The organism is Kribbella antibiotica, from assembly GCF_004349055.1.
GTDB classification, from domain to species: domain Bacteria; phylum Actinomycetota; class Actinomycetes; order Propionibacteriales; family Kribbellaceae; genus Kribbella; species Kribbella antibiotica.
In genome coordinates, this window is the sequence record NZ_SMKX01000003.1 from 46,004 (window position 1) to 64,384 (window position 18,381).

Consider the following 18,381-nt stretch of genomic DNA (forward strand, 5'->3'; position numbering starts at 1 on the left):
GCTTCTGCTTACGCTGGCGCCATGACCTCGCCGAAGTTCGACCATGCGCGGGCAGAACGCGCCGTACGGGAGCTGTTGTTCGCGATCGGGGAGGACCCGGACCGCGACGGGCTGCGGGACACTCCGGCCCGGGTGGCGCGCTCGTACGCCGAGATCACCGCCGGTCTCGGCCAGACCGCCGAGGAGGTGCTCAGTACGACGTTCGACCTCGGGCACGACGAGATGGTCCTGGTGAAGGACATCGAGGTCTGGAGCATCTGCGAGCACCACCTGGTGCCGTTCACCGGTGTCGCCCACGTCGGCTACATCCCGAACCGCGACGGCCGGATCACCGGCCTGTCCAAGCTCGCCCGCCTGGTCGACGTCTATGCCAAGCGCCCCCAGGTCCAGGAACGCCTCACCACCCAGGTCGCCGAGTCCCTGATGGAGCTCCTCGAGCCCCGCGGCGTGATCGTCGTCATCCAGTGCGAGCACCTCTGCATGACCATGCGCGGCGTCCGCAAGGCCGGCGCCAAAACCATCACCTCCGCCGTCCGCGGCCAACTCCGCAACCCCGTCACCCGCGCCGAAGCCATGAGCCTCATCGTCGGCTGACCTGGCCCGGGACACGCCGGTGGAGGAGAGCGCGTAGCTCCTTCGGCCTCTCGCTCGTTGGGATTGTGAGCTGGTAGCTGTGGACAATCCGTTGCAGAACGTTTACTTTCCGTAAGGGCGTTCGATCGACGGGGACCGGGCGCCAGCGGTGAGGAGGACAAGGAATGTCGGGGCATTACCGAGTCGGCGCCGCACTCGCCGGCGCTGCATTACTGACCGCTGCCGGATTGGTGGCGGCGAGTTGGGCCACTGCGGACGACGGCAAGAAGCACACCACCGAGGGTCCGCGGGTCGAGCCGACCAAGATGATCGGGAAGCCGACAACCAAGCAGGCCGAGGCGTTGCAGACCGAGTTGGGGTCGCGCGCGATCGGCAGCTACTACGACAGCACGGGCGACTTGATCGTCGCGGTGTCCGATGCCGCCACTGCTGCGCTGGTGCGGTCCGCCGGGGCGGTGCCGAAGCTGGTGCGCTTCACTGCGGCCGAGCTGAACTCTGTGCAGGCTGAGCTGAACCGGCTGGCCGTGAAGTCGCGGCCCGGCAAGGTGCGCTCCTGGTACGTCGATCCGATCAGCGGCACTGTCGTGGTGAGCGTTCCCAAGGGCGCGCACGACGTGTTCACCGAGCGGTTCGTCGAGCGAGCCAAGGAGCACGGCGACCAGGTGACGGTGAAGACCGTCTACGGCAAGGTGGTCCCGACGGCTGACGACTTCAGCCTGCGCGGTGGCTTCCAGGTCGACAAGAGCACCGGGTATGTCTGCTCGCTGGGCTTCAACGCCCGGTCCAGCAAGGGCACCCGGGTCTTCCTGACCGCCGGTCACTGCACCTCGGGCAAGCCGTCGTTCTCGCGCAACGGCTACATCCTCGGCAAGACGCTGACCTCGAGTTTCCCGGGCAATGACTACGGCAGTGTCGACGTCATCGAAGGCTGGGACCAGCAGGGGTACATCGAGGGCTGGGGCGCCCCCAGCGTCGCGGTGCACGGGACTGCGAGCCCCACGGTCGGTTCCGAGCTGTGCAAGTCGGGGAAGAGCACCGGCTGGACCTGTGGGCGGATCGTCGCCAACAACGTCACGGTGAACTACGGCAACAACCGGATCGTCCGCGGCCTGTTCCAGCACACCGCCTGTGTCCAGTCCGGTGACTCCGGCGGCGCCAACATGACCGGCAACTACGCCCAGGGCATCACCAGCGGCGCAGCGCTGATCGACGGCAAGTGCCTGGACAAGTCCAACCGGACCAACGAGTCCTACTCCCAACCCATCGCTGAAGCTCTCCAAGGCACCCAGACCAGCCTCGTACTAGGTAGCTGATTCAGAACCTGTCCGTCCCGCCCACTACGGTGGGCGGGTGGGAATTGGGTCGTGGGGTCACGTGGACGGGCTACCGGTGCTGGACCGGAGCCTTGTCATGGGTGTCGTGAACGTGACGCCGGACTCGTTCTCCGACGGCGGTGAGTGGTTTGAGCCGGCCGCAGCGATCAAGCACGGCCGCGAGTTGCTCGCCGAGGGTGCTGACCTGCTCGACGTGGGTGGTGAGTCGACGCGGCCCGGTGCCGCGCGTCCCGCCCCGGCCGAGGAGATCCGCCGGGTGCTCCCGGTGATCGAGACGCTGGCCGCCGAGGGCGCGCTGATCTCGGTGGACACCATGCGCTCCGAAATCGCCGCGCTCGCTCTGGACGCCGGGGCTGCGATGATCAACGACGTTTCCGGCGGCCAGGCTGATCCGGACATGCTCGCGCTGGTGGCAGAGCGCCGTACCCCGTATGTGTGCATGCATTGGCGCGGGCACTCGATCGACATGCAGAACAAGGCGGAGTACGGCGATGTCGTGGCCGAGGTGATCGACGAACTGGGTGCGCGGATCGAGGCGATGCGGGCGGCCGGTGTCGATCTCGGCCGGGTCGCCCTCGACCCCGGTCTCGGGTTCGCGAAGAACGCCGACCACAACTGGGAGATCCTCCGCCGGCTGCCGGAGTTCGCCGTACTGGGCCGGCCGTTGCTGATCGGTGCCTCCCGGAAGGCGTTCCTCGGTAGGCTGCTCGCCGACGAGCAGACCGGTGAACCCAGACCGGCCGTACGACGAGACGATGCGAGCGCGGCCGTTACCGCCCTGGCCGCCGCCGCAGGTGCCTGGTGTGTCCGGGCGCACGCGGTGGCACCCAGCGTGGACGCGGTCCGAGTGGCGAAGAGATGGGGAACCGTATGACGGACGGATCCGCCCGGCCGGGCGAAGGCGCGCCCGGTGCGACCGTCGAGGACGTGGTGCTGAACGCGAACACCGCGTTCTACAACGCCTTCGAGGCCGGCGATCTGGATCTGATGGCGGCGGTCTGGCTGCCGGAACCGGACCCGGTCTGCATCCATCCGGGGAACGCGGCCATCTACGGCTACTCCGAGATGATGCGGGCCTGGGCGATGATCTTCGCGAACACGCCGTACATCCAGTTCTTCCTCACCGATGTTCAGGTACGGGTAGATGAAGACGTGGCCTACGTCACGTGTACGGAGAATGTCCTGTCGTCGGGTGACGGTGCTCCCGAAGACGGTTTCGCGGGCGGCAAGGCGCTGGCGACCAACGTCTTCCGCCGAACTTCCTCCGGCTGGCGGTTGTGGATCCACCATGCCTCCCCGGTACTGTCGTCTGGGGGTCAACAGGAGGAGGCGGAGTGAGTGATTTTGGCATTCCTTCTGACGTGATCGAGATTCGCGGCATTCGCGGCTTTGGACGCCACGGGGTCTTCGATCATGAGCGGGCCGACGGGCAGGAGTTCGTCGTAGACGTCCGGCTGGAGCTTGACACTCGTCAAGCCGCGGCCTCCGACGACCTGGCCGACACCGTGAACTACGGCGTGGTCGCCGAGCAGGTGCATCAAGCGATCGAGAACGATCCGGTGGACCTGATCGAAACCCTCGCCCAGCGCATCGCCGACCTGTGTCTCGCCGACCGGCGGGTGACAGCGACCGCGGTGACCATCCACAAACCTTCGGCGCCGATCTCGGTGCCGTTCGACGACGTTGTCCTGACCGTGCAGCGCAGAGCCGGAGAATCCTCGTGACCGAGACCCCAAGTCCTTACGTCATCGACGCGGACACCCTGAGCGGTGGCCTCAAGCCGATTCGCCAGGTGATCCTGTCGCTCGGTAGCAATCTCGGCGACCGTGAGGCGAACCTGCAGGGCGCGATCGACGCGCTGCGGGACACCCCGGACGTTGTCGTGGTCGATGTTTCGCCGGTCTACGAAACCCAGCCGATCGGCGGCCCGGACGAGTCCGGCCCGTACCTGAACGTCGTCCTGCTCGCCGACTCGACGCTGTCGGTCGACCTGCTGCTGGATCGCGCCCACGCGGTCGAGCAGGCCTTCGGCCGGGAGCGCAGTGTGAAGGGTGCGCCGCGGACGCTGGACGTCGACCTGATCACCTACGGCAAGAAGACGATCGAGTCCGAGGAGCTGACCATCCCGCACCCGCGCGCCCACGAGCGTGCGTTCGTGCTGGCGCCGTGGCTGGACATCGAGCCGGACGCCGTCCTGCTCGGGCACGGCCCGGTCGCGGAGCTCCTGGAGAAGGTCGGCACCGAAGGTGTGACCAAGCTCGATCTCGAGCTGCAGTAGTGGCCACCGGCGGTCCCGAGTCCGGTCGCGCCCCTGGTTCCGGTAAGGAGCCGCAGCGCCCGGGCTCGGTCCGGCTGACCTCTCGGCGACTGCTGGTGGCAATCGCCGTCCTCGGGGCTGCGATCGGTTACATGATGGTCCGGGCGATCGAGGCCGGCGGCGGAGTTGCGCCGGCGGTCTCGTGGCTGACGCTGGTCGCCTGGGCGTTCCTGGCCGCGCTGCTGTTCGCCGCGGCCCGCAACACCCGGCAACGGGTGCAGGTGCGGCGCGAGCGGATCGAACCGCAGCGTGCCGTCTTCCTGTTGCTGATCGGGAAGGCGAGTGCGTTCGTCGGCGCGTTGTGCACCGGCGTGTACGCAGGGTTCGCGTTATCCTTCCTGGGAGGCGTGAGCGCCTCGGGTCCTCGTAACAGAGTGATCATGGCCGGCCTCGCCGCTGTGATCTCAGTGCTGGTCGTCACGGCCGGATTATTGCTGGAACGTGCGTGTCGTATTCCCGAGGACCCCGACGAGACCCCCTAACATGGCGATCCATGGGGTCAAGGGGTAGCCGCCGTCGAACCAGGACCACCGTTCTCACCGTCGCCAACGCACTGTTAATCGTTGTGTGCCTCGGTGTCAGCGCTGCACTGTTCACTCAGAACACCTGGGTTCTCCGCGCTGCAGCGATTGCTGCGGTCGCGGTGGCGATTGCTGCCTCGGTGCTGTTCCGCCACCAGTTGCTGGTCGAGCGCCTCGCGCACTCCGACGAACGGGCCCACGTCGCGCAGGAGTACTCGCGGATCACCAGCGCCCGCGTCGTTGAGAACGCCGAGTTCGTCGACCTGATGCAGCGCCGCCTGGACAAGATCGACAAGCGCCTGGACAAGATCGACGAAGAGGTCGCCACGGTCGTTGCCGCCGGCGACAAACACTCCCAGGCCGATGCCCCGACCGTGGTGGATCTCAAGCTGCGCGGTCTCGCCGCTTCCTGATCGTTGGCAAGCGCTTGCCGGGCATCAGGTAGGTTGTAGGGCGTGGATCTCGCTCAGCTGCTGAAAGTCGCCCAGGCTGCCGTCGATCAAGGACGGACAGTGACCGACACCCGGGGACCGGGAACGCTTACCTTCAAGAGTGACCGGGACATGGCGTCCGAGGTCGACTTCGCGGTGGAGCGGAAGATCCGCGAGTTCCTGGAGCGGGAGACGCCGGAGATCGGCATCGAGGGCGAGGAAGAGGGCGGCCCTACCGAGGGCACCCGCTGGGTTCTCGACCCGATCGACGGAACGGTCAACTTCGTCCACGGCACGCCGCTGTGGGCGATCTCGCTCGGCCTGATCGTCGACGACCGGGCCGTGGCCGGTGTGATCGACCACCCGCCGCTCGGCACCCGGTACGCCGCGGCCGAGGGCCTGGGCGCGACCTGTAACGGCAAAGCCATCCAGGGCAGCCAGTGCACGACTCTCAACGAGGCCCTGATCGCGATGGGTGACTACGCGATCGGCCCGCACGCCGACGATCACAACCCGCAGCGGACCGCACTGCACAATCTGCTCGTCCCGAAGGTGCAGCGGCTGCGCATGATCGGTACGGCGGCCACCGCGCTCACGTGGACCGCCAACGGCTTCTTCGACGCCACGATCATGTACTCCAACAAGCCGTGGGACACGATGGCCGGCGTGGCGATCTGCCGCGAGGCCGGCCTGCAGGTTCTCGATCTCGACGGCAGCCAGCACTCCCCGGCTTCCCGCGGCACGTTCGCCGTGGCGCCCGGCCTCGCCGGCGAACTCACCGAGCTGATCGCACAATCCGGCGTACGGGGCATCTCCGAGAAATAGGCAGGCCTACTCCTGGGTTGTCTTTGGGTATGACGACCCTGGGCATCATCGGAAGTGGAAATATCGGGACCGTGCTGGCAAAGCTGGCGGTCGCTGCTGGATATGACGTAGTACTGGCCAACTCGCGCGGCCCGGAGAGCCTGCGCGAGAAGGCCGCCGAGCTGGGCGTGCGAGCCGGTACGGCGACCGAGGCCGCGGAAGCCGGTGACATCGTGGTGGCGACCATCCCGCTCGGGCGGTACGCCGAGATCCCGGTCGAGCCGCTGGCCGGCAAGGTCGTGATCGACACGATGAACTACTACCCGAGCCGCGACGGCCGGATCGAAGAGCTCGACACCGAGAAGACCGACACGGCCGAACTGCTCCAGCGGCACCTGCCGGAGTCGCACACGGTCAAGGCCTTCAACAACATCGCTGCGGTCAACCTGCTCAACCTGGCCCGGCCCTCCGGAGCCGCGGACCGTAGCGCGCTGCCGATCTCGGGCAACGACGCAGCGGCCCGGAAGACGGCGGCCGAACTGCTGGACAAGCTGGGCTGGGACGCGGTGGATGTCGGGCCGCTGAGCGAGAGCTGGCGCCAGGAGACGGAGACCGGCGTGTACGTCGACCCCTACATCTCCGAAGGCGGTTCCATGGAGCAGATCATGGGCGGGTACGACGACCCGGGTAAGACCGCGTCGGTCGAGGTGATCGAGAAGGCGATCGCCACCGCGCACCGCCCGCCGGTCAAGGACCGCCAGTTCTGATCCCACCCGCCGTTCCCATTTGATGGGCTGACCCATGAGGTTGTGGGTGAGCCCATCGCATGCGGTTGGCCCACCCACAATGCGGTGGGCTGACCCATCAAATGGAGCGGGTTATTTGTCGATGTCGCCGACGACGAAGAACATGCTGCCGAGGATGGCGATCATGTCGGGGATCATCGTGCCGGGCAGGAGTGCCGGCAACGCGGAGATGTTGTTGAAGCTCGCGGAGCGGAGTTTGAGCCGCCACGGGGTTTTGTCGCCGCGCGAGACCAGGTAGTAGCCGTTGATGCCGAGCGGGCTTTCGGTCCAGGCGTAGGTCTGGCCCTCGGGAACCTTGAGGATCTTGGGCAGCCGGACGTTGACCGGGCCCGCCGGCATCGACGAGAGCTTGTCGAGACAGGCGTCGACCAGGTCGAGGGAGACCTTGACCTGCTCGAGCAGCACCCAGAAGCGGGCGAAGCAGTCGCCGTCGTGGCGGGTGACCACGCGCAGGACGTCCTGGAGCTCGCCGTACGCGAGGTAGGGCTCGTCGCGGCGCAGATCCGCGTCGACGCCTGACGCGCGCGCGATCGGGCCGGAGACGCCGTACTGGGCGACGAGCTCGGGGGAGAGCTTGCCGATGCCGACCGTGCGGCCGCGGAAGATCTCGTTGCCGAGGATGAGGTTCTCGATATCCGGCAGCCGCTTGCGGACCGCGGCGGACGCTTCGGCGGTGCGGCCGAGCCAGCCGTACGGCAGGTCTTCCTTAAGGCCGCCGACCCGGTTGAACATGTAGTGCATGCGGCCGCCGGACAGCTCCTCCATGACGGTCTGGATCGTCTCGCGCTCCCGGAAGGCGTAGAAGACCGGAGTGATCGCGCCCAGCTCCAGCGGGTAGGAGCCGAGGAACATCAGGTGGTTGAGGATGCGGTTGAGCTCCGCCAGCAGTGTGCGCAGCCAGACTGCGCGCACTGGGACCTCCAGCCCCATCATCCGCTCCACAGCCAGTACGACGCCCAGCTCGTTCGCGAACGCGGAGAGCCAGTCGTGCCGGTTCGCCAGCACGATGATCTGCCGGTAGTCGCGGACCTCGAACAGCTTCTCCGCGCCGCGGTGCATGTAGCCGACGATCGGCTCGCAGCCGGCGATCCGCTCACCGTCCAGCGTCAGCCGCAGCCGCAGCACGCCGTGGGTTGCCGGGTGCTGCGGACCGATGTTGAGCACCATGTCGGTGGTCGGCAGCTGTGAGCCGTCGCCGGTGCCACCGCGCTCGAACGCCGGGTCGAATCCAGCAGCTCCCGCGCCGACACCAACCACCTTCTCGGTACTCATAACCCCTATCGTGACAGGCTGGGGTTGTGGACGACCTCTTTGCACCCTCCGATGTCAGCTGGACGCCGGTGTCACCGCAGCTCGCGTCGGTCCGGCGAGTCAGTGCGGCGATCACGGCCGGAGTGTTCGGGATCGCGGCGTTGCTCGCGCTCGGACTCACCCTGGGCTGGCTGTACGGCGTACTCGGGCTGGTCGTGATCGCGGCCGTGTTCGGTTGGTCGTGGGTCCTGATCGGCCGCAACCAGCGCTCGTGGAAGTACGCCGAGCGTGAGGACGAGCTGATGGTCAGCCACGGGATCATGTTCCGCCAGCTGGTCGTGGTGCCCTACGGGCGGATGCAGTTCGTCGATGTGGCTGCCGGTCCGCTGGAGCGGGCATTCGGCATCTCCACTGTTGAGCTACACACGGCCACGCCGGCCACCGACGCCAAGATCCCCGGTCTGCATCCGGACGAGGCCGCCCGGCTGCGGGACCGCCTGTCCGCTCTCGGTCAATCGCAGGCGTGGGGCCTGTGACCGAACCAGCGCCTGAACCGACCGGCCCGGTGCTGGAGAAGACCGGTGCGCGGCTGCACCCCCTGACGCCGTTCGTGAAGGGCTGGGGTTACTTCGCTGTCGCAGCGGTCGCTCTGGTCAACAACGAGGGCTTGCGGAGCAACCTGGAGATTGCTGGGCTCGGACTGATCGCCGTACTGATCGGTGGCATCCTGCTCGGCGCACTGTCCTGGTGGTTCACCAAGTGGCAGCTGACCGATGATGCGATCCGAGTGGACAGTGGCTTCCTGTTCCGGCGGACCCGGATCATTCGCTTCGACCGCATCCAGGCCATCGACGTCGCACAGCCTCTCCTCGCACGGATGCTCGGCATGGCTGAGCTGCGGATGGATGTGGCCGGCGGCGGCAAGAGCGACGGCAAGCTGAGCTACTTCAAGTACGCCGAGGCCGGTGATCTGCGCAGGATCCTGCTGGTCCGGGCCAAGGGAGAGCAGGGCGCTCAGCAGCAGGAGCAAGAGCAGGAGCGCGAGCCGGAGGCCTTGCTCGTCGTTCCGACCAACCGGTTGCTTGGTGCGACGCTGCTGTCCTCGACTGTCGTGGCCAGTGCGGGCGCACTGATCTGGCTGATCGTCGCCACCATGGTCTTCGACTTCCACATCGGTCTGTTCGCCGGTCTGCCGCTGCTGCTCGGTGTGGTCTCACCGATCTGGAAGCAGGTTGTCGGCAACCATGGCTTCACGCTCTCCCAGACCGAACACGGTCTGCGCACCAAGCGTGGCCTGTTCGACGTCCAGCGGCAGACCATCCCGCCAGGCCGTGTGCAAGGCCTGCTGATCACTGAGCCGATCATCTGGCGCCTGCTGGGCTGGGCCCGCGTGGAGCTGGACATCGCCGGTGTCGCGGGCAAGGAGGACGGCGAGGACAAGCTGGAGGGCGCGCAGCTGCTGCCAGTCGGTGAGCGCGGCGAGGTGAACGCCGTACTGTCTCGTGTGCTGCCTGGCTTCCATCTGGACGCCATCGAGCTGCAGCGAGCTCCTGAGCGCGCCAAGTGGCTACGCCCGATCGGCTGGCGCTACCTGGCCTATGGCGCCGACGAGCAGGTCTTTGTGACCACCTCCGGCTGGATCAGCCGCAGTACGTCGATCGTCCTGCACCACAAGACCCAGTCCGTCAGATTGGCCCAGGGGCCGATCCAGCGCCGCCTCAACCTGGCCGACGTCCACATCGACACCCCGGTCGGCCCGACCAACGCTGTAGCGCGACACCGCTCGGCCGAAGAGGCCGCGTGGCTCACGCAGGCGCAGGCGCACCAAGCCCGCCAGGCACGCCAAGCCATCGAGAGCACCCGCCCCGACCAGTCCTAGCTCCTGTGACTGAAGACCCAGCCGAACCCGCCGAGTCCTGACGGATCCAGCAGCTCGGCCGCCTCACCTGCCGCTGACAGAGCGGCCAGGTAGGCGGCCGAGTCAGTGCTGGCGAGCTCAAGCGGCGGGCGCTTCGCTGAGACGCCTAGTTGCATCAGCATGTCGCGCTGGTTGTGCACCTCCCCGCCAAGGGAGTCCAGCGCGACATGCGCTGTGATGTCGCAGCTGCCGTCCAGCACCGGCTCACACTCGCGCCCGGCGCGAAAGCCAGTCAGAGTCCCATACGGCGGCCTGTCGTCGGCTACATGCCCGTAGTCGATGGCCAGAGCGGTCCCGTGCTGGAGGCGTTTGACCACATCGGCCCAAGCGTTGTCACGCGCCAGTCCGATCTCGGCGCGGTCACCCGGCTCACCAGACCACCACTGCTGCAGCCATGCCAGGTCGTTGCCCTCGACAACGTCACCGGGTGTTAGCTCAGCAGTCAGATAGCGCGGTACGCCGTCCTCGTCCCACTCGGCCAGCTCGCACGGGATGTTGTCGAGCCACTCGTTGGCCACGACCAGTCCGGTCAGTTGGTCGGGCAGCTCATCATCCAGCTCGATGTCGAGCACCTTCAGGCCCTCAGCCCGCAGTACCCGACCCAGCTCACCAGAGCCCGCTCCGATGTCGGTCACCTGGTCAGCGCCGACCTGACGCGCCAACCGCGCGATGGCTTGGCCGAACAGCTCGGACGCGTGCACCGACGTACGGAAGTGTGCTGCGGGTCGCTCACGCCGGTAGAAGCCGCCCGGGCCGTAGAGAGCCTGCTGCCAAGCACTGCGGTAGGTGGTCAGCTGCCTACTCCGACCGAGTCGAACTGACTCCACACGCCGTGCTCGTCCTCGCGCCACAGCTCCAGGCCGACGAACTCGATCGGGGGCGGGTACTCGACGGCCAGCGCGGCCTGGGCGTCGGCGAGGACCGCCGGGCCGCCCTGGGCGGACGACGAGATGGTCAGGTGCGGGTGGGGCTCCGGATAGTCGCCGTTGTACGGCGGACACTCGGGGAAAGCGTCGATCACCAGTTGGGTGACGGCCTGCAGGCCCTCGAAGGGCTCCGGGCGTAGCCAGGCCGTTCCGTTGGGGAACTGGCCGGCTTCGAGGAAGCTGATGTCAAAGGCCGGCACCTCGTCGAGGGCGACCCGCAGTCGCTCGATATCGGCTTCCGTCGGCTCGGCGACCCACGGCACCAGCACGGTGATGTGCGGCGGGATCAGCTCGTTCAGTGGGACGTCCGGCCGCATGCTGGTCCGGGACACCGAGCGCCACCGGTCGGTGTAGTCCACCAACTCAGGCGCTGTGATCAGGATCGCGGTCAAGCCAGGCTTCTCACTCACCACACCATCCTCGCATCGCCTAGGCTGACAGCCAGCTCGTCTGGTACCCACCCGTGGGACTGGAACGACGAAGAGAGTGAGCTATGGAACGGATCGGCTTGATCGGAGCCGGCCGGGCCGGAACCGCCGTGGGAGCAGCCTTGGCGGCAGCCGGGTATCCCCTGGTCGCGGTGTCCGCGCGGTCGAGCGCGTCACGTGATCGCGCCGCCCGCCTCCTCCCGCATGTGCCGGTGCTGACGCCTGACGAGGTCACTGGCCGCGCAGACGTCGTACTGGTTGCTGTGCCGGACGATGCGATCGCTGCCGTTGCTCACGGCCTCCCACTGACCACAGACCAGTACGTCGTGCATCTGTCGGGTGCACATGGGCTCTCGCCGTTGCAGGGGCTGGCGGCAACCCCAGTGGCGTTGCATCCGCCGATGACGTTCACGGGTGTGGATGCGGTTGAGCTGCAGGACGTGGTGTTCACTGCGACCGCGCCGGACGCCGCACGGGACGTTGTCGAGCGACTGGTGAAGGCGCTCGGGGCACAGGTGCAGTGGGTGGCGGAGGAGGAGCGTGCGCGCTACCACGCCGGTCTGGTGCACGCTGCGAATCACTTGACCACCTTGCTGGCGCAGGCGTTCGCCGTACTGGAGGAGGCCGGTGTTGCGAACCCTTCGGCAACACTCCGGCCACTGCTGACGGCAACTCTCGACAACACGCTGCGATCCGGTCATCATGCGCTCACTGGGCCGATTGTCCGGGGCGATGTCGACACGGTGGCAGCACATCTGGCGGGACTGCACGGCCGCACGGCGAGCACGTACGCAGAGCTTGCGCGGGCGACGGTGGACCTGGTGGTGGCGGACGGACGGCTGGACGCGGGCACGGCAGCCCGGTTCGGTGAGGTGCTGGAGCGGTATCGGACAGGGGAGGCACCGCGATGAGACTCACGCAGACAAAGGCGGAACTGCGGGCGGCGACGGCGATTCGGCCCCGGGCGGTGGTGATGACGATGGGCGCGCTGCACGAGGGGCATGCAGCGTTGCTGGCCGAAGCGCGTGACCGGGTCGGTCCCGACGGCAGTGTGGTGCTGACGATCTTCGTGAACCCGTTGCAGTTCGGGCCGACCGAGGACTTCGACCGGTACCCGCGCACGCTCGCCAGTGACCTGGCGATTGCGAAGGCCGAGGGCGTGGACCTGGTCTTCAACCCGTCGCGTGACGAGCTCTACCCGAACGAGCCCTCAGTCACTGTGCATCCGGGCCCGTTGGCCGACGAGTTGGAGGGACAGGTGCGCCCCGGCCACTTCGGCGGTGTGCTGACGGTGGTGTCGAAGCTGCTGCATCTGACGTCACCGGATCTGGCGCTGTTCGGTGAGAAGGACTACCAGCAGCTCACCCTGATCCGCGAGATGGTCTGTGACCTGGACTGGAACGTCGGCATCGTGCCGGTACCGACAGTCCGCGAGCCGGACGGGCTGGCGATGTCCTCACGCAACCGGTACCTCGACGAGACCGAGCGTGACGAGGCGCTGGTGCTCTACCGCGCTCTCACGGCCGGTGCGAAGGCCGGTATGAACGGACCGGACGCCGTACTGGCTGCTGCGCACTCCGAGCTGGAGGCCGTGCCGTCGGTGAAGATCGACTACCTGGCGCTGCGTGCGCCTGACCTCGGCCCAGTGATCGGCCCAGGCGAGGCGCGCATGCTGATCGCTGCCCGAGTGGGTCAGACTCGTCTCATTGACAACATTTCCATCACGCTCCGATGAATTCGGTTGATACGGTCACTGAATGACCGCACCTGCAGTCCCGCAACGACTAGCTGCACCTGAGCCGGGTTGGACCGACACAGTCGACGTGGTGGTGATCGGCTCCGGTATCGCCGGGCTGACCGCTGCACTCAAGGCCCGTGAGCTGGGGACGGTGCTGGTGGTGACCAAAGACGTTGTCGCCTCCGGCTCGACCCAGTGGGCACAGGGCGGCATTGCGGCCGCCCTCAGCCCTGAGGACTCTCCGGAAGAGCATCTGCAGGACACTCTGGTCGCAGGTGCCGGCTTGTGCGACCCAGACGCCGTACGGGCGTTGGTGACGGAAGGTCCTGATGCTGTCCGGGATCTGATCGAGCTGGGAGCGCGGTTCGACACCCAGGCCAACGGTGAGATCTCATTGACGCGTGAGGGCGGGCACCACCGCAACCGCATCGCTCACTCCGGTGGAGACGCGACGGGTGCGGAGATCGAGCGTGCGCTGGTCGCTGCGGTGAAGCGGTTGCCGGACATCCGTCTGATCGAGCACGCGCTCGTCATCGACCTGTTGCGGGCCGACGACGGCGCCATCGCCGGTGTGACTCTGCACGTGATGGGTGAGGGCCAGCTCGACGGTATCGGCGCTGTCCGCAGCCGCGTGGTGATCCTCGCGTCCGGCGGGCTCGGCCAACTGTACGCCGCCACTACGAACCCGAGTGTGTCGACGGGTGACGGTATGGCGCTCGCTCTGCGGGCCGGCGCGAAGGTGCGCGACCTGGAGTTCGTGCAGTTCCACCCGACCGTGCTGTGGCTGGGCAAGAGCGCGAAAGGCCAGCAGCCACTGGTCTCTGAGGCTGTCCGCGGTGAGGGCGCGTTCCTCGTCGACCATGAGGGCAAACGCTTCATGGAGGGGCAGCACGAGCTGGCCGACCTGGCGCCGCGCGACATCGTGGCGAAGGCGATCATGCGGCAGATGCTTGCCGGTGGCAAGGATCACGTGTATCTCGACGCCCGCCACTTCGGTGACGAGAAGTGGCGAGTGCGGTTCCCGACCATCCTGGCGTCCTGCCGCTCGCACGGTATCGATCCGGTTCGTGAGCTGATCCCGGTCGCCCCTGCGTGCCACTACTCGTCCGGTGGCGTCTGGACCGACCTGAACGGGCAGACTTCGGTGCCAGGTCTGTATGCGTGCGGTGAAGTCGCCTGCACCGGCGTCCACGGTGCCAACCGGCTCGCATCGAACTCCCTGCTCGAAGGACTCGTGTTCGCCGGCCGCATCGCCACTCATCTGGGCAAGGGCCTTCCTGAGCTGCGAGAGCCGGCTGAGGACACCCGCATCCCCGGTCTGGTCGACGCAGACGTCGTACCGGAGTTGCAGCGGGTGATGACCGTGGGTGCTGGAGTCATCCGGAGCGCATCCGGGCTGGCTGAGGCAGGTGGCGCACTGGGCAAGCTGATTGAGCAGCCGGCCGGTGAGCCGGGTACTCCGGGCTGGGAAGCGACGAACCTGGTGACGGTCGCTTCTGCACTGATTGCCGCCGCAACTGTGCGCGAGGAGAGCCGCGGCTCACACTGGCGCGAAGACCACCCGGATCGCGACGACCAGCACTGGTCGGGCAGTCTGGACCTGACACTGTTCGCTGATGGCGAGCGTGCCCGCCCCGGGACGGACTTCGTCCCACAGAGCAAGGAGAATCGGCAAGATGGATGACACCGTCGACCGGCAGTGGGTCGGTGACCTCGTGCGAGCCACGCTCGAGGAGGACCTCGCCGGTGGTGTGGACGTCACGACGACCGCCACGGTCGACCCGGATCAGGTCTCGGTTGCCGAGCTGGTCGCCCGGGCCGATGGCGTGGTCGCCGGGCTGGAGATCGCCGAACTGGTGATTCGGCAGGTCGCTGCGCCCGGAGAGGTCGAGCTGGAGTACTCCGTCGCTGATGGTGCGTCGGTACGGCGAGGCGACGTGCTGATGACGATTCGCGGCAAGACGCAGCAGCTGCTGACTGCGGAGCGGACATCGCTCAACCTGCTCTGCCACCTGTCCGGTGTGGCCACGCTGACCCGTCGCTGGGTGGATGCTGTCGAGGGCACCGGCGTAGTCATCCGCGACACCCGCAAGACGATGCCGCTGCTGCGGTCGCTGGAGAAGTACGCAGTGCGCTGCGGTGGGGGTAAGAACCACCGCATGGGCCTGTCTGATGCCGCACTGATCAAGGACAACCACGTGGTCGCCGCTGGTGGCGTGGCTGAGGCTTTCAGGCTTGTGCGCAAGGCATTCCCGGACATCTCCGTCGAGGTCGAGGTGGACTCGGTCGAGGATGCCCTGATCGCTGTTGACTCCGGTGCCGAGCTGATCCTGCTCGACAACATGGACATCCCGCAGCTGCGAGAGGCGGTCGAGAAGGTGGCCGGTCGGGCGCGGCTGGAAGCATCTGGTGGTCTGACGCTGGACCGGGCTCGGGAGGTCGCCGAGACCGGAGTGAACTTCCTGGCGGTCGGTGCGCTCACGCACTCCGCGCCGGTGCTGGACATCGCCTTGGACCTCAAGGCGGTCTGATGCTGCTGGCCGTGGCTGTCGAGAACACCAGGACCCTTGTGGGCCTGGTGTTCGAGGGCACGGTCAAACGCCACTGGTGGGTCGGGACGGACCCACGCCGTACGGCGGACGAGTGGGCAGTGCTGATCCAGGGACTGCTCGCTGGCGAGGCCCCGGTGTCCGGGATCGCGGTCTGTTCCGCCGTGCCGCAGGTGCTGCACGAGTTCCGCGACCTGGTCACGCGCTACTACCAGAGCGTGCCCAGTGTGGTGGTCGAGCCGGGTGTGAAGACCGGGCTGCCGGTTCTGGTCGACAACCCGCGTGAGGTCGGCACAGATCGCATCGCCAACGCACTCGCCGCCGTCCAGCTGTACGGCGCTCCCTGTCTGGTAGTCGACGTCGGTACGGCGATCACGATCGACGTGGTCAACCCAGCCGGCGCGTTCGCCGGGGGAGTGATTGCCCCCGGCATCGAAACCGCCACTGACGCGCTGGGGGATGTGGCGGCTCAGTTGCGTCGGGTCGAGCTGGTCCGGCCGCGGGCGCTGGTCGCCAAGAACACCGTCGAGGCATTGCAGTCCGGCGCTGTGCACGGATTCGCGGCTATGGTCGACGGACTGGTCGCCCGGATCCGCGCAGACCAGTCCTTCGGTCCGGACACTCCCGTCGTACTGACTGGTGCTTTGGCGTCGCTACTGCTGCGCGACCTCTCGACACCCGTCCAGCACGAGCCCCTGCTGACGTTGCGCGGCCTGCACTTGGCTTTCGCGCGCAACCACGGCTAGCTCTCGATCGGACGGCCGACCGTCAGCGCGGTCCGCAGTGTCTCCGGGAGTGCGTTGAAGACGGCGTCCGGCTGTGTGCCGGTGCCATCGAGTGTCTTCGAGAAGAAGCAGCGCGCCGCAGCGGCCAGGACAACATCCAGCACGTCGTCGTCGCTCAGCCCGAGTGTCTTGAGCTCGTCCACGTCCGCCTGGGTGACAGTGTCCGCGGCCAGCGCGACCTTGCGCGCGAACGCCATGACTGCACGGTCGACTGGGTCTTGAGCGTTCTCGTCGACGAAAGCGGTCACCTCGTCGGCGCTGTAGAAGTTGTTGGCCAGCACCTGGCCGTGGGCGAGGCTGCAGTAGCTCGACTTGAGCGCAGCGGCCGCAGCGAACGTGGCGATCTCGTAGCGGCGCAGATCCATCGATGCCTTGACCGCAGCGTTGAGCTGGAGCCAGGCCTCGAAGACGGCCGGTCGCGCCGCGAAGACGCTGACGAAGTTGGGCACATGCCCGGCCGGAGCGCGGTACGCGTCGAAGAAGTCCTGGTTTTCGGGTCCTGCGACAAAGGCCACGGTATTCCCCCTTGGTCATCCCCCTGGTGTGGCAGCTTCCACGGTATATCGTGCAGCCGTCGGTTGTGAGGCAGCTGAAGTGAGGTGGTCCTAGTGCGGCGGAAACTCGCCGTGGCACTGGTCATGGTGACCGGTGCGTCCCTGCTGACCGCCTGTACGGCGGATGCGTCGCCGTCCGCGGTGTCGGTGGCGTGGGCGGGCGCTGGGAAGAACTCCGTCCGGGTGACCTGGAAGGACAGCAGCGCTCCGAACCGGATCACCATCGAGGGCGTGCTCAGCGAAGGGCCGTCGTACGTGCACTACCTGCCGGCCGAGCAGGAGAACAGCTGGGACATTCCGACCTCGGCGTTTCCGCCGGACGGCAACTACCGCGTGGTCGTCACCAACGGGACGACGAAGGAAGGGCTGACCGGTAAGCCGGTGAAGTCTCCGGTGTTCGACACTGACGGACCGGTCCGGCCGAGCTCGGCGTTCGCCGTGGCGCAGGGGCGGGGCGTGCTGATCCGCTGGGCAGTGCCAACGCCGCCGCAGGACTTCACTCCGCACGACCCGCTGGATGTGGAGGGGACCAAGGCGCAGAAATACGTGCCACTGGTCGGCAAGCCTGGTGGGCAGCCCGCACCGATCGGCCCGGGGACGACCTCAGCCCGACAGGTGATCAACAGCATCAAGCCGCCGTTCCTGTTCCAACTGCGGACCGAGAACGAGTGGTCGAGCAATGTGGGTGGCCAGGTGGTCGGTCTGACCAGTTCGGCGACGGTCTTCGTGCCGCCGAAGGCGCAGTACAGCCTGCCGCTGCGCATCCGCGGCCGAGTGGTGCTGCAGGAGACCTACTGCGCTGCTGAGACGGACTGTGCGCTGCAGCAGACCACCTCGGCGGGCATCCCGCTGACGGTGCTCACGCAGGTCACACCGACCGCGCGGTGGAGTCCGGTGGCTCGTGGGAAGACCACGGCCGGCGGCCACTACGACATCCCGGTCGTCACAGCTGGTAGTCGCCCGTACAAGGTCGTGGCTGGTCAGTACGCCAAGCCGGGAGTGCTGACGAGCGAGTCGAGCAGTCCGGCCGTCTTCACTCGCGGAGTGGTCCGGCTGCTCGCCGGTGGGTACCTCGGCGGCAACAACAAGAAGCGCGGCGAGATGGTCACCGTGTTCGCCAGAGTGGCCCCGGCGTACACGTCCACTGCGACCCTGCAGCTGTGGAACCGGCAGACCCGAAGCTGGAAGTCCGTGAAGCTCGTGGCACTACGCCGCGGCCAGGCGGTCTTCGGCTTCAAGATCGGTGCTGTCGGCACCTATTCCTATCGCTGGGTGCTCCCGCAGGCGGCGCAGGGCGGGCGCAACATGGACGGTCTGACCACCCCGAAACTGGACCTGCGGATCAGGCCCTAAAGCGGCCTGAACGGTAGCTCTTTGGCTGGCGCAAGGTGGCCGCAACATGGACGGCCTGACCACCCCGAAACT

Annotated in this window: 22 protein-coding genes; 18 read left to right on the forward strand and 4 right to left on the reverse strand. The window is 67.2% G+C overall.

Features of this window, described 5'->3' with window-relative positions; translation table 11 throughout:
- The first annotated feature begins 21 nt into the window (after positions 1-21).
- The 10 genes from folE (at position 22) to E1263_RS01630 (ending at position 6,768) form a co-directional block, all read left to right on the forward strand.
- Positions 22-594 carry a GTP cyclohydrolase I FolE gene (gene folE, locus E1263_RS01585; RefSeq protein WP_132164529.1) on the forward strand — a complete coding sequence of 191 codons (573 nt, stop codon included), beginning with the start codon at positions 22-24 and terminating at the stop codon, positions 592-594.
- 164 nt (positions 595-758) lie between these two features.
- Positions 759-1,907, forward strand: coding sequence for a S1 family peptidase (locus E1263_RS01590; protein ID WP_132164531.1), 1,149 nt, complete (start codon positions 759-761; stop codon positions 1,905-1,907).
- Between the two features lie 97 nt (positions 1,908-2,004).
- Complete coding sequence (folP, locus tag E1263_RS01595) at positions 2,005-2,802, forward strand: dihydropteroate synthase (RefSeq protein ID WP_132164684.1); 798 nt, start codon at positions 2,005-2,007, stop codon at positions 2,800-2,802.
- A complete protein-coding gene (locus tag E1263_RS01600) occupies positions 2,799-3,266 on the forward strand; it encodes a nuclear transport factor 2 family protein (RefSeq protein ID WP_132164533.1) in 468 nt (155 codons plus the stop codon). Before folP ends, E1263_RS01600 begins: the two co-directional genes overlap by 4 nt.
- Complete coding sequence (folB, locus tag E1263_RS01605; protein ID WP_132164535.1) at positions 3,263-3,652, forward strand: dihydroneopterin aldolase; 390 nt, start codon at positions 3,263-3,265, stop codon at positions 3,650-3,652. The genes E1263_RS01600 and folB overlap by 4 nt, the downstream gene beginning before the upstream one ends.
- Entirely contained in the window at positions 3,649-4,206 is a 558-nt protein-coding gene (gene folK, locus E1263_RS01610) for a 2-amino-4-hydroxy-6-hydroxymethyldihydropteridine diphosphokinase (protein ID WP_132164537.1), read from the forward strand. The genes folB and folK overlap by 4 nt, the downstream gene beginning before the upstream one ends.
- Entirely contained in the window at positions 4,206-4,727 is a 522-nt protein-coding gene (locus E1263_RS01615; protein WP_132164539.1) for a DUF3180 domain-containing protein, read from the forward strand. The genes folK and E1263_RS01615 overlap by 1 nt, the downstream gene beginning before the upstream one ends.
- Positions 4,728-4,738: 11 nt before the next feature.
- Positions 4,739-5,179: a hypothetical protein gene (locus E1263_RS01620; protein WP_132164541.1), complete on the forward strand. Its 441-nt coding sequence runs from the start codon at positions 4,739-4,741 to the stop codon at positions 5,177-5,179.
- A 42-nt stretch (positions 5,180-5,221) separates the two neighbouring features.
- Positions 5,222-6,022 carry an inositol monophosphatase family protein gene (locus tag E1263_RS43460; protein WP_132164543.1) on the forward strand — a complete coding sequence of 267 codons (801 nt, stop codon included), beginning with the start codon at positions 5,222-5,224 and terminating at the stop codon, positions 6,020-6,022.
- On the forward strand, positions 6,019-6,768 hold the full coding sequence (locus tag E1263_RS01630) for an NADPH-dependent F420 reductase (RefSeq protein ID WP_238161034.1): 750 nt from the start codon (positions 6,019-6,021) through the stop codon (positions 6,766-6,768). The genes E1263_RS43460 and E1263_RS01630 overlap by 4 nt, the downstream gene beginning before the upstream one ends.
- Positions 6,769-6,879: 111 nt before the next feature.
- On the opposite strand, the gene E1263_RS01635 is transcribed toward E1263_RS01630, so the two are convergent.
- Complete coding sequence (locus tag E1263_RS01635) at positions 6,880-8,079, reverse strand: NADH-quinone oxidoreductase subunit D (RefSeq protein ID WP_132164547.1); 1,200 nt, start codon at positions 8,077-8,079, stop codon at positions 6,880-6,882.
- A 26-nt stretch (positions 8,080-8,105) separates the two neighbouring features.
- On the opposite strand from E1263_RS01635, the gene E1263_RS01640 reads away from it, so the two are divergent.
- Positions 8,106-8,594, forward strand: a complete 489-nt coding sequence (locus E1263_RS01640) for a PH domain-containing protein (RefSeq protein ID WP_132164549.1) — start codon at positions 8,106-8,108, stop codon at positions 8,592-8,594.
- On the forward strand, positions 8,591-9,937 hold the full coding sequence (locus E1263_RS01645; protein ID WP_165956427.1) for a PH domain-containing protein: 1,347 nt from the start codon (positions 8,591-8,593) through the stop codon (positions 9,935-9,937). The genes E1263_RS01640 and E1263_RS01645 overlap by 4 nt, the downstream gene beginning before the upstream one ends.
- On the opposite strand, the gene E1263_RS01650 is transcribed toward E1263_RS01645, so the two are convergent.
- Complete coding sequence (locus tag E1263_RS01650; RefSeq protein WP_238161024.1) at positions 9,934-10,803, reverse strand: SAM-dependent methyltransferase; 870 nt, start codon at positions 10,801-10,803, stop codon at positions 9,934-9,936. The genes E1263_RS01645 and E1263_RS01650 overlap by 4 nt on opposite strands.
- On the reverse strand, positions 10,767-11,312 hold the full coding sequence (locus tag E1263_RS01655) for a 2'-5' RNA ligase family protein (RefSeq protein WP_238161025.1): 546 nt from the start codon (positions 11,310-11,312) through the stop codon (positions 10,767-10,769). Before E1263_RS01655 ends, E1263_RS01650 begins: the two co-directional genes overlap by 37 nt.
- An 83-nt stretch (positions 11,313-11,395) precedes the next feature.
- On the opposite strand from E1263_RS01655, the gene E1263_RS01660 reads away from it, so the two are divergent.
- From E1263_RS01660 to E1263_RS01680, 5 genes are read left to right on the forward strand one after another with little or no spacing between them, the layout of a single operon-like run.
- Positions 11,396-12,241, forward strand: coding sequence for a Rossmann-like and DUF2520 domain-containing protein (locus E1263_RS01660; RefSeq protein ID WP_132164553.1), 846 nt, complete (start codon positions 11,396-11,398; stop codon positions 12,239-12,241).
- Positions 12,238-13,065: a pantoate--beta-alanine ligase gene (panC, locus tag E1263_RS01665; RefSeq protein ID WP_132164555.1), complete on the forward strand. Its 828-nt coding sequence runs from the start codon at positions 12,238-12,240 to the stop codon at positions 13,063-13,065. Before E1263_RS01660 ends, panC begins: the two co-directional genes overlap by 4 nt.
- Before the next feature lie 22 nt (positions 13,066-13,087).
- On the forward strand, positions 13,088-14,752 hold the full coding sequence (locus E1263_RS01670) for an L-aspartate oxidase (RefSeq protein ID WP_132164557.1): 1,665 nt from the start codon (positions 13,088-13,090) through the stop codon (positions 14,750-14,752).
- Positions 14,745-15,599, forward strand: coding sequence for a carboxylating nicotinate-nucleotide diphosphorylase (nadC, locus tag E1263_RS01675; protein WP_132164559.1), 855 nt, complete (start codon positions 14,745-14,747; stop codon positions 15,597-15,599). Before E1263_RS01670 ends, nadC begins: the two co-directional genes overlap by 8 nt.
- Positions 15,599-16,363, forward strand: coding sequence for a type III pantothenate kinase (locus tag E1263_RS01680; protein ID WP_132164561.1), 765 nt, complete (start codon positions 15,599-15,601; stop codon positions 16,361-16,363). Before nadC ends, E1263_RS01680 begins: the two co-directional genes overlap by 1 nt.
- Here the strand turns inward: E1263_RS01680 and E1263_RS01685 are convergent.
- Positions 16,360-16,917 (reverse strand): carboxymuconolactone decarboxylase family protein, encoded by a 558-nt coding sequence (locus E1263_RS01685; RefSeq protein ID WP_202868670.1) that lies wholly within the window; start codon positions 16,915-16,917, stop codon positions 16,360-16,362. The genes E1263_RS01680 and E1263_RS01685 overlap by 4 nt on opposite strands.
- A 93-nt stretch (positions 16,918-17,010) precedes the next feature.
- On the opposite strand from E1263_RS01685, the gene E1263_RS01690 reads away from it, so the two are divergent.
- Complete coding sequence (locus E1263_RS01690; protein ID WP_132164563.1) at positions 17,011-18,309, forward strand: hypothetical protein; 1,299 nt, start codon at positions 17,011-17,013, stop codon at positions 18,307-18,309.
- Positions 18,310-18,381 lie beyond the last annotated feature (72 nt).

What these genes read in the sequence shown, in the direction of transcription:
- E1263_RS01590 (WP_132164531.1), top strand. Translation starts at nt 759, where the DNA reads ATGTCGGGGCATTACCGAGTCGGCGCCGCACTCGCCGGCGCTGCATTA.
- E1263_RS01620 (WP_132164541.1), top strand. Translation starts at nt 4,739, where the DNA reads ATGGGGTCAAGGGGTAGCCGCCGTCGAACCAGGACCACCGTTCTCACC.
- E1263_RS01670 (WP_132164557.1), top strand. Translation starts at nt 13,088, where the DNA reads ATGACCGCACCTGCAGTCCCGCAACGACTAGCTGCACCTGAGCCGGGT.
- nadC (WP_132164559.1), top strand. Translation starts at nt 14,745, where the DNA reads ATGGATGACACCGTCGACCGGCAGTGGGTCGGTGACCTCGTGCGAGCC.
- panC (WP_132164555.1), top strand. Translation starts at nt 12,238, where the DNA reads ATGAGACTCACGCAGACAAAGGCGGAACTGCGGGCGGCGACGGCGATT.
- E1263_RS01635 (WP_132164547.1), bottom strand. Translation starts at nt 8,079, where the DNA reads ATGAGTACCGAGAAGGTGGTTGGTGTCGGCGCGGGAGCTGCTGGATTC.
- E1263_RS01600 (WP_132164533.1), top strand. Translation starts at nt 2,799, where the DNA reads ATGACGGACGGATCCGCCCGGCCGGGCGAAGGCGCGCCCGGTGCGACC.
- folP (WP_132164684.1), top strand. Translation starts at nt 2,005, where the DNA reads ATGGGTGTCGTGAACGTGACGCCGGACTCGTTCTCCGACGGCGGTGAG.
- E1263_RS01660 (WP_132164553.1), top strand. Translation starts at nt 11,396, where the DNA reads ATGGAACGGATCGGCTTGATCGGAGCCGGCCGGGCCGGAACCGCCGTG.
- E1263_RS01680 (WP_132164561.1), top strand. Translation starts at nt 15,599, where the DNA reads ATGCTGCTGGCCGTGGCTGTCGAGAACACCAGGACCCTTGTGGGCCTG.
- folE (WP_132164529.1), top strand. Translation starts at nt 22, where the DNA reads ATGACCTCGCCGAAGTTCGACCATGCGCGGGCAGAACGCGCCGTACGG.